This window comes from Nonomuraea sp. NPDC001699, from assembly GCF_053596455.1.
Genome location: NZ_JBSFGF010000030.1, coordinates 99,734 through 116,182, shown reverse-complemented (window position 1 = coordinate 116,182; position 16,449 = coordinate 99,734). Strand labels below are relative to the sequence as shown.

Below are 16,449 nucleotides of genomic sequence, written 5' to 3'. Positions count from 1 at the left end.
GTCACCGCCGCCAGGTCGCACACGCACAGCTCGCCGTCCAGCAGGGCGACCAGCAGCTTCAGGCGGTTGGGGTCGGACAGCAGGCCGAAGACGTCGGCGGTGTCGGTCAGGTCCTCGGCGGCGGGCATGCGCTCGTGCACGGCCGCGACGCGGTCGGCGTCGACCACCTTGACGGTGCAGCCGTCCACCACCAACACATTCTCGCCTGAAGAACTGTTCATATGTGTATTCTGTCGCCTATGCGGCGAATGTCAACAAGTACGCTGCGACGACGCTGGTCAGCGTGCGTGAGGGCCACGACCCGTCGTCAACCGGACATGCCGTGCTGGGGAGCCTCCCCCTGACCACCGGGTCGCACGCGCAAGGGCTCCGGCGACTCGGGCGAGGAGATTACCACCCCGCGCGTGCCGACCAGGTGGGTTCCGTCAGGGTGTGGTCGAGCCGGTCGCGGAGGCGGCCTCCGCAGAAATCCGGTGCTCCGCCGCAGGTGGTCTTCCTATGGGCAGAGGGCCTTGCGTCACGTGCCTGCCGGAGAGGGCTCCGTGGGCGTCGGCCGGCCGGGTGTTCCCGTGTGGGGCCCGGGTGTCATGCCCGGCATGTGCGGCATGCAGGGCATGCTCTGTTCCCCGTACCACTGGGTCAGGTACTGCCGCATCGTGCGGACCTCCGCCCACTGGTCGTCGCGCACCTTGCGGGCGAAGGCGGCGACCTCGGCGTGCTGAGCCTCGCCGTGGTTGAGCAGCTGCTGCGACATCATGATCGCCATCATGTGGTGCGGGATCATGTGCTGCAGGAACGCCTTGTCGAGCTGATCCCCGGAAAGCCCTGACAGGTCGGGCATCGTGGTCGAGCTCGGGCTCGGCGACGGGCTCTGCGGGTACCACTGTTCCAGCCAGCCCTTCATCCGGGCGACCTCGGCGGTCTGCGTCGCGACGACCGACTGCCCGAGCTGCCGCATCTCGGGCCGGTCGGACCGCTGGAGCTGCCGGGCCGCGGTGATGGCGTCCTGGTGGTGCGGCACCATCTGCGACAGGTAGTCGTACTCGCTGGTGACGGGGTGCATTTCCCCCATGCCCATGCACGTCGGCTGCGGGCTTGGGGAGGGTGTCGGCGGTGAGCCCATGGTCGCCGCGGTGGCCCCCGTACTCGCGGTCACGACGGCCAGGAATGCCCCGGTGGCCATCGCGGTCTGCACAGAGCGTCGCTTCATGCGTCCCCCTAGCGCCGATCCGACACCTACCTCCACGGTAAGCCGCCGCTCCGACCGGCCGACAGGCGGGTCCGGCCGGACGGGCGACCAGTCGCCGGCCGGCGTTCCACAGAAGAGCCGCGCCCTCCGGCCATGCGGCTCTCACTGTGCGGCTAGTTCAGCGCCCTGACCGGCTTCGACTACTTTCAGTAGGTAGTCGGCTACTCACAGCATGTGGCATCGGAAGGCAACGACTGCGTCCAACCGGATCGATCCCGCCGCGCACACCACGCACACGACCCGACGACCGCACCGACTCCGCCCGCCCACCACGCGAGGCCATTCACCCGTGCACGCCGACAAACCATCCCGGGCCGCCCGCCTGTGGTCCGCCCTGCGCCCCCGTACCCGTGGCAGGCTCCGGACGGCGCCCACGAACGCCGACGCCACCTCGACGGAAGGACACCTCGTGGCCGTACCCCAGAACCCCTCACCAGGCGGATGCGGACCCCGCATCGCCCTGATCAACGGCAGCTTCGAAGCCCCCGTCGTCACCAACTACGAGATACGGCCCGACGCCTCCCACAACGACCCCCGCGCGGTGCCCGGCTGGCGCACCACCGCCTCCGACGGCCAGATCGAACTCTGGCACACCGGCTTCCTGAGCGTGCCCTCCGACGACGGCCGGCAGTTCGCCGAGCTCAACGCCAACATGGTCTCCACCCTGTACCAGGACCTCCCCACCACACCCGGCACCAAGCTGTACTGGAGACTCTCCCACCGCGGCCGCCAGGGCGCCGACACCATGGCCCTGCAGATCGGCCCCCCGAACGCCCCGGTGGAACAGGCCCGGATGACCGACGGCAACACCGCCTGGGGCCACTACACCGGCGAATACGTCGTCCCCCCCGGCCAGACCACCACCCGGTTCGCCTTCAAGTCCATCTCCGCCGCCGGTGGCAACCCGGCGATCGGCAACTTCCTGGACGGCATCGTCTTCGGCACGGCACCCTGCGTCGTGCTCACCAAGGCCGCCATCCCCGAGGGCGAGGTCGAGGTCGGCGACGTCATCACCTACCGGGTGAACGCCAGGAACGAAGGCGGCGCCCCGGCCGACAACCTCGTCCTGACCGACGACATCCCGGCCGGCACCAGCTACGTCCCCGGCTCCCTGCGCGTCATCGACGGCCCCGACAGCGGCGGCAAGAGCGACGCGGCCGGCGACGACCAGGCGTACGCCGACGCCGGCCGCGTCGTCTTCCACCTGGGCCAGGGGGCCACCGCCCAGCAGGGCGGCCGCCTGCCCTCGACCGCGGACGCGCCCGACGGAACCACGGTGGAGTTCCGTGTCCGCGTCGAACGCGCCGGGGCCGGCCGCCAGATCGAGAACCAGGCCGGCGCCTCCTACGACAACACCCTGGGCAACGCGCCCGAGCACCTCACCTCCACCTCCAACGCCACCATCACGCCGGTGAAGCGGGTCGTCGAGCTCGCCGTCGTCAAGGCCGCCGACCGTACCGAGGCCGCCGTCGGCGAGGCGGTCACCTACCACGTGGCCGTCACCAACAAGGGGCCCAACGACGCCACCGGCGTCACGGTCGTCGACCAGCTCCCCGAAGGGCTGGCCTTCATCTCCGCCACTCCCAGCGCCGGCGGCTACGACCCGGCCACCGGCCTGTGGGACGTCGGCGCGATGGACGTCGGCACCACCCAGACCCTCACCCTGCTGGCCAAGGTCACCAAGCCCGGCCCGCTGACCAACACCGCCACCGCCACCGCCAACGAGGCCGACGGCCCCGTCACCGACGAAGTCGTCGTCTGCGCCCGCCCACCGGCCCCCTGCCCGCCTCACGGCGGCGGCGGGTGCGGTTGCGGGCGAGGCTGCTGAGCCACTGAGCGCCGCCCGGTGAGCAGGCAACCGGGCGGCGACCTGACCCCGACATCGGTCATACCGGTAGATCCGCACCGTCGGCCCCGAGGGCGAGGCCCTGGGGCCAGAAGCGAAACCGAGGTGACAGGGTGCACCTGACCCTGCATGAACAAGAACGGCTGATGATCCACGTGGCCGCGGACGTGGCCCACAAGCGCAGAGGGCGAGTGAAGCTCAACTACCCGGAGGCGGTCGCCATCCTGACCTCCTGGGTTCTGGAAGAGGCGCGCGCCGGCAGGACCGTGGCGGACCTCATGGCGAAGCAGCAACCGCCGGTGCTCATGCCGCACGAGGTCATGCCAGGCGTCGCGGAGATGATCGCCGACCTCCAGATCGAGGCCACCTTCCCCGACGGCACCAAAATGGTCACCCTCCGCGAGCCGATCCCGCTGGCGACCACCCTGCCGTGCCCGGAGCCGCCGTCGTGCGAAGGCCGGCCTGAGCCGGAGCCGCCGTGTCCGCCCGTCCCGGAGCCCGCGCCGTGTCCGCCCGACCCGGAACCCCCGCCGCCCTGCGTGGCCGGGCCGGGGAGGCAGGGTCCTCCCGGCGCGATCGACTACTCCTCCCAGGGGCGGGTGAGCTTCAACGACGGCCGCCCGACCACGACCGTACGGGTCACCAACACCGACGACCGTCACATCCAGGTCGGCTCCCACTACCACTTCTACGAGGCCAACTCCCGCCTCGACATCCACCCCGACCGTGACGCCGCCTACGGCAAACGGCTGAACATCCCCGCAGGCGGCTCGGTGCGCTTCGCCCCCAACATGCCCCAGGACGTGGAACTGGTGCCCATTGAGGGCCGGCGCCACGTCGCGGGCCTGAACGGCAAGGTCGGAGGCGACCTCTGATGGCCGAACCCCTCACGCGCGAACAGTACGCCGACCGGTTCGGCCCGACGACGGGGGACTGTGTCCGCCTGGCCGACACCAACCTGTGGATCGAGATCACCGAGGACTGGGCCGGCGGCCCCGGCCGCAGCGGCAACGAGATCGTCTTCGGCGGCGGCAAGGTGGTCCGGGAGTCGATGGGGCAGTCACTCGCGCCACGCGACGGCGCGACCCCTGGCGCCCCGAGACCGCCCGACACCGTCATCACCGGCGCTCTCATCCTGGACCACTGGGGCGTGGTCAAGGCCGACGTCGCCCTTCGCGACGGCCGCATCGCCGCGCTCGGCAAGGCCTACAACGACGAGACCATGAACCGGCTGCACGACGGGCATCCCGTCGCGACCGACTTCCTGATCGGCCCCGAGACCGAGATCATCTCGGGAAACGGCAAGATCCTCACCGCGGGCGGCGTCGACACCCACGTGCACTTCATCTGCCCCGAGCAGATCCGCGAGGCGCTCGCCTCCGGCGTCACCACCCTGATCGGCGGCGGGACCGGCCCCGCCGACGGCACGACCGCCACCACCGTCACGCCCGGCGCCTGGCACCTCGACCGGCTGTTCAAGGCCCTGGACGCCTTCCCGGTCAACATCGGGCTGCTCGGCAAGGGCAGCACGATGTCCACCGAATCCCTCCACAACCAGGTCAACGCCGGCATCCTCGGCTTCAAGATCCACGAAGACTGGGGTGCCACCCCGGCGGTCCTGCGCCGCTGCCTGGAGGTGTGCCGGGCGACCGGCGTACAGCTGGCCCTGCACGCCGACACCCTGAACGAGGCCGGCACCGTCGAGGACACCATCGCGGCCATCGGCGACGAACCTCTCCACGTCTTCCACATCGAGGGCGCCGGCGGCGGCCACGCCCCCGACATGATCAGGATGGCGAGCCTGCCCAACGTGCTGCCCGCCTCCACCAACCCCACCCGCCCCTACACCCGCAACACGGTCCCGGAGCACCTGGACATGGTGCTGATCGCCCACCACCTCAACCCGCAGGTGCCCGAGGACCGGGCCTTCGCCGAGTCGCGCATCCGGCCCGCCACGATGGCCGCCGAAGACCTCCTGCACGACCTGGGCGCCATTTCGATCATGTCGTCCGACACCCAGGCGATGGGACGCGTCGGAGAGATGATCACAAGGACCTGGCAGACCGCGCACGTGATGAAACAGCGGCGCGGCCCCCTGGACGGCGACCGCGGCGGCGCCGACGAGACCGACAACCACCGCGCCCGCCGCTACGTCGCCAAATACACCATCAACCCGGCCGTCGCGCACGGCATCGACCACGAGGTCGGCTCGGTCGAAGTGGGCAAGCTGGCCGACCTGGTGCTGTGGGAGCCGAAGTTCTTCGGCGTCAGGCCGCACCGGGTGATCAAGGGCGGCCAGATCGCGTACGCGCAGGTCGGCGACGCCAACGGCGCCATCACCACCCCGCAGCCGATCCTGCCCCGCCCGATGTGGGGCGCGACGGGCCGGGCCCCCGGCGCCAACTCCGTCAACTTCGTCAGCGAACAGGCGATCGCGGCCGGATTGCCCGGCCGGGTCGAGGTGGACAAGTCGTTCACGCCCATCCGCAACACCCGCAGGGTGTTCAAGCGAGACATGCTCCGAAACGACGCCACCCCCGTCATCGACGTCGACCCCAACGGCTATGAGGTGCGGATCGACGGCCGGCGCATCGACTACCACGAGCCCCCCACCGAACTGCCGATGGCGCAGCTCTACTTCCTGTTCTGACCCGTCATCTCACTGAAGGAAGGTGAGTCACGCCGATGAGCCGTGCCACGCTGCTCGTCCTGGCCGACGGCCGGTTCCCGGCCGGCGGGCACGCACATTCCGGCGGCGCCGAGGCGGCCGTCGCGGCCGGGCGTGTGCGTGACGCGGCCGGCCTGGAGGCGTTCTGCCGGGGGCGGCTGCACACCAGCGGGCTGACCGCGGCGGGGCTCGCGGCCGCGGCCGCCGCCGGGCGGGACCCGCTGCTGCTGGAGGAGGCCGCCGACGCGCGCACGCCCTCTCCGGCCCTGCGGCAGGTCGCGCGCACGCTCGGACGGCAACTGCTGCGCGCCGCCCGAGCCGTCTGGCCCTGCGCCGAGCTCGACGCCCTGGCCGCGGTCCGTCCGCGCGGCGCCCATCAGCCCGTGGTGCTCGGGGTGGCCGCCCGCGCCGCCGGGCTGAGCCCGTACGACGCCGCCTGCGTGGCGGCCTATGAGAGCGTCAGCGGCCCGGCCGCCGCGACCGTCCGCCTGCTGAGCCTGGACCCCTTCGACGCCACCGCCGTCCTGGCCCGGCTCGCCGCCGACCTCGACCACGTCGCGCGGCGGGCCGCCGAGGCGGCGGGGCGCGTCCACGCCGACGGCGTCGCGGCGCTGCCGTCCGCCTCGGCGCCGCTGCTCGACATCACCGCCGAACAGCACGTGGCCCGCCCGGCCCGCCTGTTCGCCTCCTGACACCTGTACGCCTGTCGTCCGACCACGGGAGCGCCATGCACCTCCACCACGACCACGACGTCTCCGCAGGCCCAGCCCATCACCCCGGCGGCCGCCACGGCGCGCTGCGCATCGGCCTGGGCGGCCCGGTCGGCTCCGGCAAGACCGCCACCGTCGCAGCCCTGTGCCGCGCGCTGCGCCAGGACCTGTCCATCGCGGTCGTCACCAACGACATCTACACCCGCGAGGACGCCGAGTTCCTGCTGCGCGAGGCCGTACTGCCCGCCGAGCGCATCAGGGCGGTCCAGACCGGCGCCTGCCCGCACACCGCGATCCGTGACGACATCTCCGCCAACCTCCAAGCCGTCGAGGACCTGGAGGAACTGCTCGGACCGCTCGACCTGATCCTCATCGAGTCGGGCGGCGACAACCTCACCGCGACCTTCTCCAAGGGCCTGGTAGACGCGCAGATCTTCGTCATCGACGTCGCCGGCGGCGACGACATCCCTCGCAAGGGCGGGCCCGGCCTGACCACCTCCGACCTGCTGGTCATCAACAAGACCGACCTCGCGCCGTACGTCGGCGCCGACCTGGCGGCCATGGCCCGCGACGCCGAGGCCCAGCGCGGCGAGCTGCCCGTCGCCTTCACCGCCCTGAAGACCGAGGACGGCGTCAGGCCCGTGGTGGACTGGGTCCTGCATCGCCTGGCGGCCCGAGCCCCGGGTCCCGCATGACCCTCGCACCCCATGCCGAGCCGGGTGTGTGCGGCACCGCACGCATCGCCGCGACCCGTGCGGGGGAGGGCACCGTACTGTCCGCCCTGGCCGGCGACGGCCCGTTCCACCTGCGGCGCCTCCACTCGCACGGTGACCAGGCACGGGTGTGCGTCCTCGGCGCCATGAACGCCCCTCTCGGCGGCGACCGGCTGCGCGTCGAGGCCACCGCCGAACCCGGCGCCCACCTCCACATCACCACCGCCTCGGCCGCGATCGCCCTGCGCGGCCCCACCCCCGAGCCCGCCACCTACGACGTGCACCTGACCGTGGGCGAGCACGCCGGTCTGCACTGGCTGCCCCAGCCGCTGATCTCCGCCGCCGGCAGCAACCTGCGCCAGACCTGCACCGTCGACCTGGCCGCCACCGCGCGCCTCGTCCTCCGCGAGGAGCAGGTCCTCGGGCGCTTCGGCGAGCCTCCGGGCCGGCTGGCCGTCCGCCTCGTCGTCCACCGCGACGGACACCTCCTGCTCGACCAGCAGACCGCCTACGGCCCGGACGCCCCCGGCTGGGACGGTCCGGCCGTCCTGGCCGGTCACCGCGCCGCCGGCCAGATCCTCGTCGTCGACCCCGAGCTGGAACGTCACCCGCTCCAGGCCCGGCTGTTCGGCGACGGCCCGGCAACCGGTCAGGCCGCGCTGACCCCGCTGGCCGGCCCCGCCGCCCTGATCACCGCCCTGGCCCCCGACAGCCTGCGCCTGCGCCACCTCCTGGACGCGGCCCACCCCACCGACTGACCTTCTCGCCTCTCAACCGGCGGTCGCCTTGGCGTAGTGGAACACCTCGGGAGGAAGCCGATGATCCAGACGCCAGACGAAGCGGACGGGCCGCTCACCCTCATGACTCACGTACCGCATGGGCCCCGCGTACGTGTAAGGCGGAGCCCCCAGCCCTTCGTCGCGCTTGGACTGCCTGACGAGCAGATGGACCGTGGACGCGCCCGTCACGTAGCGGCGGGCGGTGGCGGCCGACGAGCGCAGGGTGCTCTGTGACTCCCACTGGAACAGGTCCTCGCTGATCGCCCGGTCGTGGTAGAGCGTGGTGGGGGAGTAATGGTCCTCCGACTTGTCCACGGTGACGAAGAACAGATCCGCCTGGTGCGCCTGCACGTATTTGACCCCTTCCCGCATGTGCGCGGGCCGGTCGATGCCGAAGGCGGCCAGGACCTCGTTCTTGCTGTAGCGGGCGTGCACGTGCAGGGGCACGACCGGGTCGAGAGGCGGGACCACGTGACGCAGGCCGGAGCGCAGCACGTCCGCGAGCTCTGACAGTTCCGCCGCGCGGGCACCCGTGAGGCAGGCGAACCGGGACTCCATCCCGGAGGTCGGCTCGGTGCCGCCCCACAACATCACGTCGAGCATGGCCATCAGGCGTAGCTCACGCGGCGATTTCGGAGCCCTTCCGGCCAGCGCCTCGGTGAGGAAGGCGAGCCGCTCAAGGTCGTCGATGTGCAACATCCGGCCGAAGGCGCGTCCGAGCGCCGCGTCACCCGATGTGGCGCCGAAGCCGGCGGCGTGCCGCAGCGACGCCCAGCCCGGGCGGCTGCGACGGTAGAGGTCCTCGACGTCCAGTCCGGTCTCCTGGAGGAAGGTGGGCAGGTTGACGTCGCCGAGGTCGCGGAGTTCGCGTGTCAGGTCCCGCCAGTTCAGGTTGAGCGCCTGCCGGACGTTGTCGAGAACCAGCCGGCGTACGTCGCGGTCCAGGTCGATCACGCAGCCGGCGGGCAGCGTCGGGAAGCCCTGCTCGATCTCCCGCGCGATGCCGGTACGGCTTGCGCCGGTGAGCGCCCGGTAGCGCCGGTCGAAGCGGAACTGCTTGTGCTGGTGGCCGACGAAGTCGAGCACGGTCAGGCATGGTTTGTCGTCGGCGAGCCGCAACCCGCGCCCGAGCTGCTGCAGGAAGACGGTGGCGCTGTCGGTGGGCCGCAGGAACAGCACGGTGTCGATCTCCGGGACGTCGACGCCCTCGTTGAAGAGATCGACGGTGAACACGGCGTTGATCTTCCGGTCTCTCAGGTCGCGCAGCGCCTGGTCGCGCTCGTCACGCAGGCTGTGCGCGGTGACGGCGACAGAGGGGAGCCCGGCCCGGGTGAAGCGGTCCGCCATGAAACGGGCGTGGTCGATGCTCACGCAGAAGCCGAGGGCCCGCATCCGCCCGACGTCGCCGATCTTGCGTTGCACGGTCTCCAGGACCACGGCGGCGCGGCGGTCGTTGCCGGTGTAGACGTTGGAGAGCTGGCCGACGTCATAGCCCTGACCCCGGCGCCAGCCGATCTGGCGCAGGTCGGTGCCGTCGTGGACGCCGAAATACTGGAACGGGGCCAGCAGCCCGCGCTCCAGCGCCTCCCACAGGCGCAGTTCGGCGGCTATGCGGCCGTCGAACCAGCCCTTGATGTCCTGGCCGTCGGCCCGTTCCGGCGTGGCGGTCAGGCCCAGGAGCACCTTGGGGCGCACTCCGTTGAGCAGTTTCCGGTAGGTGGCGGCCTCGGCGTGGTGGAACTCGTCCACGATCACCATGTCGTAGCGGTCCGGCTCGGGGAGCGGGTTGGCGTCCAGGGTCTGGATCGAGGCGAACACGTGCCGCCAATGCTCGGGGCGGGCGCCGTCCACGTACAGCTCGCCGAACGTCTCGTCCCGCAGCACCTGCCGGAAGGTGAGCAGGCTCTGCCGCAGGATCTCCTTGCGGTGGGCGACGAACAGCACCGACTCCGCCTGCCCGGCCGCACGCAGGCGCCGGTAGTCGAGCGCGGCGACGACGGTCTTGCCGGTGCCGGTGGCCATGACGACGAGGTTGTGCCACCGGTCGTGGATCTGCCGTTCGGCGTCGAGCTCGTCGAGGATCTCGCGCTGGTAGGAGTACGGGCGGACGTCCACGTGTGCGAAGTCGAGCATGACCGGCCGGCCACCGGCCCGCTCGGCGGACAGGGCACGGTCGAGCCGCTCGGCATCGTGCGCCGGGTCGTAGGGCTCGAACGACGGATCGCCCCAATAGTCGTCGAACGTGGCGGAGAACGTGTCGATCAGGTGCGGCTGTTCGGCCTGGGCGAGGCGGACGTTCCACTCCAGGCCGTGGCTGAGGGCGGTGCGCGACAGGTTGGAGGAGCCCACGTAGGCGGTGGACAGGCCGTTGCCCCGATGGAACAGCCACGCCTTGGCGTGCAACCTGGTCATCCGGGTGTCATAGGAGACGCGGATCTCGGCGCCCATGGCCGCCAACCGGTCCAGCGCCAGGCGGTCGGTGGCACCGATGTAGGTGGTGGTCACGACCCTCAGCCGGCCACCGCGCCGGAGGAACTCCTCGATCGCCTCCGACAGGACCCGCACGCCGTTCCACTTCACGAACGCGCACAGCAGATCGACGTGGTCGGCGGAGGCCAGCTCGCGCTTGAGCTCATGACCGATCTCCGGCTGTCCGCGGCCGTTGACCAGCAACGCGCTTCCGGTGAGGGGAATCACCGGCCGCGCGGGAAAGCTCACGCCCCCGCCCGCGTCCCTGCCCCTGGCGATGCCCAGCAACTCATCCGCGGCCTCGACGAGTTCCTCGGGCGCGGCGGCCTCGGGCACCAGCTCACCGAGCAGGTCGGCGACCCGGTTGACGATCTCCACCTGCCGGGCCAGCCGTACCGTGTCGCTCTCACCGCGCACAGAGCGCAGCGCCCGGCGAGTGAGCGCGGCCAGGTGGCGGGCCAGCGTCTCGTGAGAGTCGGCGAGATCCAACGACCGGCGATCGATCAGCTCGTGATCGGACACCGCACGCAGCCGGGCGTCCACGTCGCGAGTGACCAGATGCTGGTAGACACCAGGCTGAAGATCGCTCATCTCGGCGACTATAGGGCGCGGCCGCCCACCGCGAAATGGTTTACGCCGAGCTCAGGAAACCTCCCCAGGAGTACGGCCCGCCCGCGACTTCGGCCCCGGCCGTCCACCATCTGCTCCAGGAGCACCGACACCGAAAGTGTCGGTGCGGCGGCGTAGTGTCACCGGCATGGCAGCCCTTGGGCGCGGCATCCGCGGCGTGAAGCCCCCGGCTCCTGCGGCATTGGGAAGATCCAACAGCCTCGCGCATCACCGGAGATGGCCAAAGCTAACCACGGCGCTACTTTTTGTCAGACTGACAAAAACATACGGTCGGGCCATGAGCGACGATCCATGGGAGCCGCCGGCCATCTTGCTCGCCGTTGACCTCGTCATCCTCACCTTGCGTGATTCGCGGCTGCACGTGCTGCTCGTCGAGCGCGGCATCGAGCCGTACAAGGGCACTCAGGCGCTGCCGGGCGGCTTTCTGCAGCACTCACAGGAGAGCCTGTTCGCCGCCGCTCATCGGGAGCTGGCGGAGGAGGCCGACCTGGACGTCGAGACGCTCCGGCTGGAGCAGCTGGGCGTCTACGACGACCCAGGCCGTGATCCGCGAGGCCGCGTGGTGAGCGTCGCCTTCCTGGCCATCGCCCCGAGGCTGCCCGAACCGACCGCCGGCACCGACGCCGCCGGCGCGGGCTGGCGACCCACCGACCTCGTGCTCTCCGGTGACCTACGGCTCGCCTTCGATCATCGCCGCATTGTCACGGACGGCGTCGAGCGCGCCCGATCCAAGCTTGAGCACTCCGCGCTCGCCACGGCTTTCTGCGGGCCGACGTTCACGATCACCGATCTTCAGGACGTGTACGAGGCGGTGTGGGGCATGCCGCTCGACCCGCGGAACTTCTACCGAAAGATCAAGAAAACCGACGGTTTCATCATTCCGGCCGACTCGGCGCGTAAAGCCACGGCCGGACGACCGGCCCGCCTGTTCAGGGCCGGCCCTCAAGAGGTCCTCCATCCCCCGATGATCCGTCCCGTCGACTCGCCGAACGGAAAGGAGCAGGTGCTGTGAGCCCCGTCGTTATCCTCACCGCCCTAGACCTGGAATACCAGGCGATCAGAGAGAAACTGGCCGGCCTGCGCCTGCGTCGGCACCCGCAGGGCACCCTCTTCGAGGTGGGCCGCCTGGCGGATGGACGATGCGAGGTGGCGCTGGCGCAGGTCGGCAAGGGCAACCACTCCGCTGCGGTGCTGGCCGAACGGGCTATCGCCGAGTTCCGTCCGGCGGCTCTCCTCTTCGTGGGCGTGGCCGGCGCGCTGCAGCCGCACATCGCTCTCGGAGACATCGTGGTGGCCACGCATGTCTACGCCTTCCACGGCGGCACCAGCGAGGACGAAGGCTTCAGGAGCCGTCCTCGCGTCTGGCCGACCTCGCATGCCGCCGAGCAGATCGCCCAGCACCTGCACCGTGGCAACTCATGGGCCAAGGGGCTCGACCCGCGCCCGAACGTGCACTTCGGGGCGATCGCCGCCGGTGAGATAGTCCTGAACTCCCGGCTTTCCGAGCACGCCCGCTGGATTCGCGACCACTACAACGACGCACGGGCGATCGAGATGGAAGGCGCCGGCGTGGCACAGGCCGGGCACCTGAACCGGGCGCTTCCCGTCGTCGTGATCCGCGGAATCAGCGACCGGGCCGACGGCACCAAGGAAACCACCGACCGCGAGCAGTGGCAGCCGCGAGCCGCCGCCAACGCGGCCTCGTTCGCCGCGGCTCTGGCCGAGGAGTTGTTCACCGACGAACCCACGACAAGGAGCTCCCCCATGCCCGAGACGGTCAGGAACATCGCCAAGGGAAACGCGCACGTGGGCGTGCAGGCAGGCATCGTGCACGGCGGCATCCGGATCACCCCTGCGACGCCGCAGCCGGCGGACCTGCCCGAGGCGCTGGCCGGCTTCCGTACCCGTCTCTGGCAGGCGTGGGCGGACGGGCGCCTGGACGAGGCGACGTACAAGGCCGCCGAGACGGAACTGGTCACGGCCGACCAGGCCCTGGAGACGAAGACGCCAGAGCGCAGGAACACGCTGACCCTGGCGCTGAAGAAGCTGCGCGGGCTCGTCGGCGACGTGGCTGAGCTGGCCGCCGAGCTGACCGTCATCATCGCCTTGGCCCAGTCCCTGTCATGACAGATCCAGGGCACCGCGTCGAGAACGCGGCCACGGACTCCCACGTCGGAGTGCAGGCGGGGACAGTGCACGGCGACGTCATCTACATGACGAGCCCACAGGACCCGCCCGAGAAGAAGTTCCGGGACGGCGTCTCCTTTCTGAAAGGCCGCATGCCGGGCCCCGCTCGACGACTCATCAACGAGGCCAGGGTCGACTACGCCACCAACGAGGTCTTCTTCTACTGGTTGCTCGCCATGGTGAGCGGCCGGACGCGGCACGAGCTGACCAAGGAGGAAGCCGCCCAGCTGCGTGACCGGCGCACCATCATGCGACTGGCGGGCGACGACCCATGGCGGGACGGTGTCCGCATCATCGACCGGCTCCTGGAGTCGGCGGGGAAGGCCGAGGAGGACATCCGGATCGTCGTCAAAGACCTCGACGCGCTCCGCGAACCCCAACGCAGCCTGATCCTCGACCACTTGGAGCTGTACCTCGACGGCCCGATCGAAGACCGTCTGTGGCACCTCGCGCTGACGAAGGCCAAGAACGAGCAGATGGCCCATGACCGAAAGGATCGGATCTGGAAGTTCTTCCATCCGGCGCCGAAGAAGCCCGAGCGCTGGGTCCCGAAGCCCCCCGACACACCGGTCGCTACTCGGGCTCAGGCCCTGACCGCGACAGTTCTGCACGTCATGGCGGCCGCGTACCTCGGCTATCTGATCCTGCAGAGCGGTCGCGTCCTTCTGATGCTCGCCTACGTGCTGGGCATCGGAGGCGCCTACGTCAGTGCGCCGAACGTCGCCGACTGGCGCTTCCGTGTCGTACGCCGTCGCGCCAAAGACTGGGAGTACCTGGGGCCCAAGAGCGAAGTCAACCCCGGCAGCTTCGCGAAGAAGGCCGAGAACCGCATCGACCACTACTTCGCCAGATACCTACCCCCGGGCGTCGACCGTGACAGCTGGATGGCCCACACGGCAGGAATCCGCCGTGGCCTGCGCGATGAGATCGCGGCGGTCTACGGAGGAAGGGGGATCGGGGTTGAGCGCCTCGCCTGGCTGATCCGGCACCGGGCGACGCAGGCCAACGCCCGCCATAGAAGAGGCACGCTGCGGAGCTACCGGGAGGAACTCGCCACCCCCGGACGAACGAAGGCTCTGGCGATACTCGGACTCCTCACCCTCGCAGGTGGAGGCGGCTGGGCCGCGGTCAACGCCGTACCGGTCGAGCCCCTGCCGGCAATCGGCACGATCTTGCTTTTGCTGGCCTCCGGGGGGATCGGTTCCCGTGCGTGGCTCCACATCATCCTTGAGCGCCGCCGCCACGCCGCCGACGAGCTCGAAAGCGACGAGACCTACAAGAACGACCTGGCTGCACTGGACCGGTGGCGCGCGAGGATGGCGGACAAACCCCGCGACGAGGAGATGGCCGGCTGGCTGGACTGCGACCGTAAGGCGCTCCTCGACGAGGCGTTGCGGCACTACAGGCTGACCATGAGCCACGTCATCGCGCACGCCTTCATCGAGGCTCCCGCTCGGTCGAGCGCACACGCCCGCCTACAAGGCGGCCCATGGCGCTACAAGAAGTACCAGCTCCTGGTCTTCCTCATCACCCAGGAAGGCGTCCGCCAGGTCACCGTCAAGCTCGACTTCATGAACGGCACCTTCCACGACCGGCAGCGGCTCAACTACCGCTTCGAAACGGTCGCCGCCGTACGGGTCAGCCAGTCGGACAACGACGAACGCGTCTTCCAGCTCTCACTGGTCAACGGTGAGGAGATCAGCGTCGAGGTGAGCTCGGGGATGGAAGAGCTGCAACAGGGAGAGGTTCCCGGAGCGGTGTCCAAGGTGTCGTTGGACGCCGCCGGCCTTCCCCACACGCTCCACGTCCTGGAAGGAATCGCCGCCGAGGGGAAGAGGTGGGTCGAACAGCAAGAGCTACGCACGGGAAACCTCACGGCCGCCTTGAATGACGCCGAATAGGCTTTCGCCGAGGGCCTCCATGGCGCGCAGATCCTGATCAAGTGTCCCCGTAGGCTCTGATCATGGTCGAGAAGGTTGAGGAGATCGTCGCGCTCTTATCGGATCTGACCGATGTGAACGGCGTGCGCGACATGGCCGAGCAGCGTCTGGCGGAAGGTGATGCCGCGTTCGTCGCGGATCTCGGGGTCGCGTTGTTCAGGACGTACGGGGCGGCGAAGCGGCCGATCTGGCAGTACGGGAGTGTCTTCGACTCAGTGTTTCGCCTGCTGACCGTCGCCGCCGACGCAGAGCATCTCGGACATGCCCTGCGTCTCATCGGGACCGTCGCTTCCGGTGACCGCAAGACGGCGCGCTATGCCGCGTCGCTCCTGGCCTCAAGCCGGCCGGCGAGCGATCTGACGCGCGCCTTCGCTGGAGGCCAGGTGCACGCCGGAGGGCTGGAAGAGCTTCGTGCCTGTCTCGTACACGAGCTGGTGCTGCGCGGAGAAGCCGTCGATGACCTGCAGGGGATCGCGCAATGGGCGACATCTCGGCACCGGGGGCACCACCCCCTGAGCTGGTTGCCGCTGCACCGCTCCTCGATCGAACAGAGTCCCGATCTCCCCAGCTACAGCGTCCACGGTTCCAGCTATTCCCTACCGTTCGGGCCCTTTGACACCGGAGCCGGTCCCGCTCCCGCGGGGGACGGCGAAACCGCTTCGGCGGTGGAGACCACCACGCCATCGGCGGCGGCAGAGATGGCGAGAGCCGTCGCGAACTGGGCCGAGGAATCCAACGGCCGGATCGAGGCACGCACGTTCGCGCTCAGCGCTGCCGGCGGGTCGATCGCGAAACTTCTCTCCGTGCTGGACTTGGACTGCCTTGCCCCGGAGGGGCAGCGGTCGGCGCCATCGGCCTTCGCCTGCGCTCCCCCGCAGGTCTGGCAGGTGCTCTTCGCCGCAGCTTCCACCGGAGGCGCCTACAACAACGGTCTCCACGGTGCATATGGGCGCCTGGAGGCGTGGAAATCGATGGCGGGACTCTCCGGAGCACCGCAGGCCGCTACCTTCGCCGACGTTGAGCGTCACATCCATGACCACCGGTGGTTCACGTTCTCCGCAACGACGAAGTGGTTCGAGCAGGTCGCCTGGGACATCGCCGTCGCGGCCCTGTCACCTGACGGCCGAAGCCTCGCCGTCCTGGCGGCGACCGACACCGACTGAGGGGATCGAGCGGCTGCCGGAACGCTGCGCCGCCGGTGCGTAGCCTCTCCGCGACGGCGCCTTCGACAGCGACCACCTCTCCATGCGGGGATGGC

The 16,449-nt window shown here is 70.2% G+C and carries 13 protein-coding genes; 10 read left to right on the top strand and 3 right to left on the bottom strand.

Annotated features, from left to right (window positions below; all coding sequences use genetic code 11):
• On the bottom strand, positions 1–221 hold a 221-nt coding region (locus ACWCSU_RS46760; RefSeq protein WP_449942803.1), incomplete at its 3' end, for an ArsR/SmtB family transcription factor.
• A 296-nt stretch (positions 222–517) separates the two neighbouring features.
• Positions 518–1,210 (bottom strand): DUF305 domain-containing protein, encoded by a 693-nt coding sequence (locus tag ACWCSU_RS46755; RefSeq protein ID WP_449942802.1) that lies wholly within the window; start codon positions 1,208–1,210, stop codon positions 518–520.
• Positions 1,211–1,658: 448 nt separating this feature from the next.
• Here ACWCSU_RS46755 and ACWCSU_RS46750 point away from each other — a divergent pair, with 448 nt between their 5' ends.
• The 6 genes from ACWCSU_RS46750 (at position 1,659) to ACWCSU_RS46725 (ending at position 7,944) form a co-directional block, all read left to right on the top strand.
• On the top strand, positions 1,659–3,077 hold the full coding sequence (locus ACWCSU_RS46750) for a DUF7507 domain-containing protein (protein WP_449942800.1): 1,419 nt from the start codon (positions 1,659–1,661) through the stop codon (positions 3,075–3,077).
• A gap of 131 nt (positions 3,078–3,208) precedes the next feature.
• Positions 3,209–3,970 (top strand): urease subunit gamma, encoded by a 762-nt coding sequence (locus ACWCSU_RS46745; protein WP_449942798.1) that lies wholly within the window; start codon positions 3,209–3,211, stop codon positions 3,968–3,970.
• Positions 3,970–5,745 carry an urease subunit alpha gene (locus ACWCSU_RS46740; protein ID WP_364103719.1) on the top strand — a complete coding sequence of 592 codons (1,776 nt, stop codon included), beginning with the start codon at positions 3,970–3,972 and terminating at the stop codon, positions 5,743–5,745. The genes ACWCSU_RS46745 and ACWCSU_RS46740 overlap by 1 nt, the downstream gene beginning before the upstream one ends.
• 35 nt (positions 5,746–5,780) lie before the next feature.
• Complete coding sequence (locus ACWCSU_RS46735; protein WP_449942796.1) at positions 5,781–6,455, top strand: urease accessory protein UreF; 675 nt, start codon at positions 5,781–5,783, stop codon at positions 6,453–6,455.
• A gap of 35 nt (positions 6,456–6,490) precedes the next feature.
• A complete protein-coding gene (ureG, locus tag ACWCSU_RS46730; RefSeq protein WP_449942794.1) occupies positions 6,491–7,168 on the top strand; it encodes an urease accessory protein UreG in 678 nt (225 codons plus the stop codon).
• Positions 7,165–7,944, top strand: a complete 780-nt coding sequence (locus tag ACWCSU_RS46725; protein ID WP_449942792.1) for an urease accessory protein UreD — start codon at positions 7,165–7,167, stop codon at positions 7,942–7,944. Before ureG ends, ACWCSU_RS46725 begins: the two co-directional genes overlap by 4 nt.
• A gap of 12 nt (positions 7,945–7,956) precedes the next feature.
• Here the strand turns inward: ACWCSU_RS46725 and ACWCSU_RS46720 are convergent, their stop codons facing one another.
• A complete protein-coding gene (locus tag ACWCSU_RS46720; RefSeq protein ID WP_449942790.1) occupies positions 7,957–11,025 on the bottom strand; it encodes a DUF3427 domain-containing protein in 3,069 nt (1,022 codons plus the stop codon).
• 316 nt (positions 11,026–11,341) lie between these two features.
• On the opposite strand from ACWCSU_RS46720, the gene ACWCSU_RS46715 reads away from it, so the two are divergent.
• The 4 genes from ACWCSU_RS46715 (at position 11,342) to ACWCSU_RS46700 (ending at position 16,354) form a co-directional block, all read left to right on the top strand.
• A complete protein-coding gene (locus ACWCSU_RS46715) occupies positions 11,342–12,076 on the top strand; it encodes an NUDIX hydrolase (protein WP_449942788.1) in 735 nt (244 codons plus the stop codon).
• A complete protein-coding gene (locus ACWCSU_RS46710; protein ID WP_357696354.1) occupies positions 12,073–13,191 on the top strand; it encodes a 5'-methylthioadenosine/S-adenosylhomocysteine nucleosidase in 1,119 nt (372 codons plus the stop codon). Before ACWCSU_RS46715 ends, ACWCSU_RS46710 begins: the two co-directional genes overlap by 4 nt.
• Entirely contained in the window at positions 13,188–15,152 is a 1,965-nt protein-coding gene (locus ACWCSU_RS46705) for a hypothetical protein (protein WP_449942786.1), read from the top strand. The genes ACWCSU_RS46710 and ACWCSU_RS46705 overlap by 4 nt, the downstream gene beginning before the upstream one ends.
• Before the next feature lie 62 nt (positions 15,153–15,214).
• Positions 15,215–16,354 carry a DUF6183 family protein gene (locus ACWCSU_RS46700; RefSeq protein ID WP_449942784.1) on the top strand — a complete coding sequence of 380 codons (1,140 nt, stop codon included), beginning with the start codon at positions 15,215–15,217 and terminating at the stop codon, positions 16,352–16,354.
• Positions 16,355–16,449: the final 95 nt, after the last annotated feature.

Bases quoted from the DNA above. Each gene is read 5' to 3' on its own strand.
- ACWCSU_RS46705 (WP_449942786.1), top strand. From the start codon at position 13,188: ATGACAGATCCAGGGCACCGCGTCGAGAACGCGGCCACGGACTCCCAC.
- ACWCSU_RS46725 (WP_449942792.1), top strand. From the start codon at position 7,165: ATGACCCTCGCACCCCATGCCGAGCCGGGTGTGTGCGGCACCGCACGC.
- ACWCSU_RS46735 (WP_449942796.1), top strand. From the start codon at position 5,781: ATGAGCCGTGCCACGCTGCTCGTCCTGGCCGACGGCCGGTTCCCGGCC.
- ACWCSU_RS46755 (WP_449942802.1), bottom strand. From the start codon at position 1,210: ATGAAGCGACGCTCTGTGCAGACCGCGATGGCCACCGGGGCATTCCTG.
- ACWCSU_RS46720 (WP_449942790.1), bottom strand. From the start codon at position 11,025: ATGAGCGATCTTCAGCCTGGTGTCTACCAGCATCTGGTCACTCGCGAC.
- ureG (WP_449942794.1), top strand. From the start codon at position 6,491: ATGCACCTCCACCACGACCACGACGTCTCCGCAGGCCCAGCCCATCAC.
- ACWCSU_RS46715 (WP_449942788.1), top strand. From the start codon at position 11,342: ATGAGCGACGATCCATGGGAGCCGCCGGCCATCTTGCTCGCCGTTGAC.
- ACWCSU_RS46740 (WP_364103719.1), top strand. From the start codon at position 3,970: ATGGCCGAACCCCTCACGCGCGAACAGTACGCCGACCGGTTCGGCCCG.
- ACWCSU_RS46700 (WP_449942784.1), top strand. From the start codon at position 15,215: ATGGTCGAGAAGGTTGAGGAGATCGTCGCGCTCTTATCGGATCTGACC.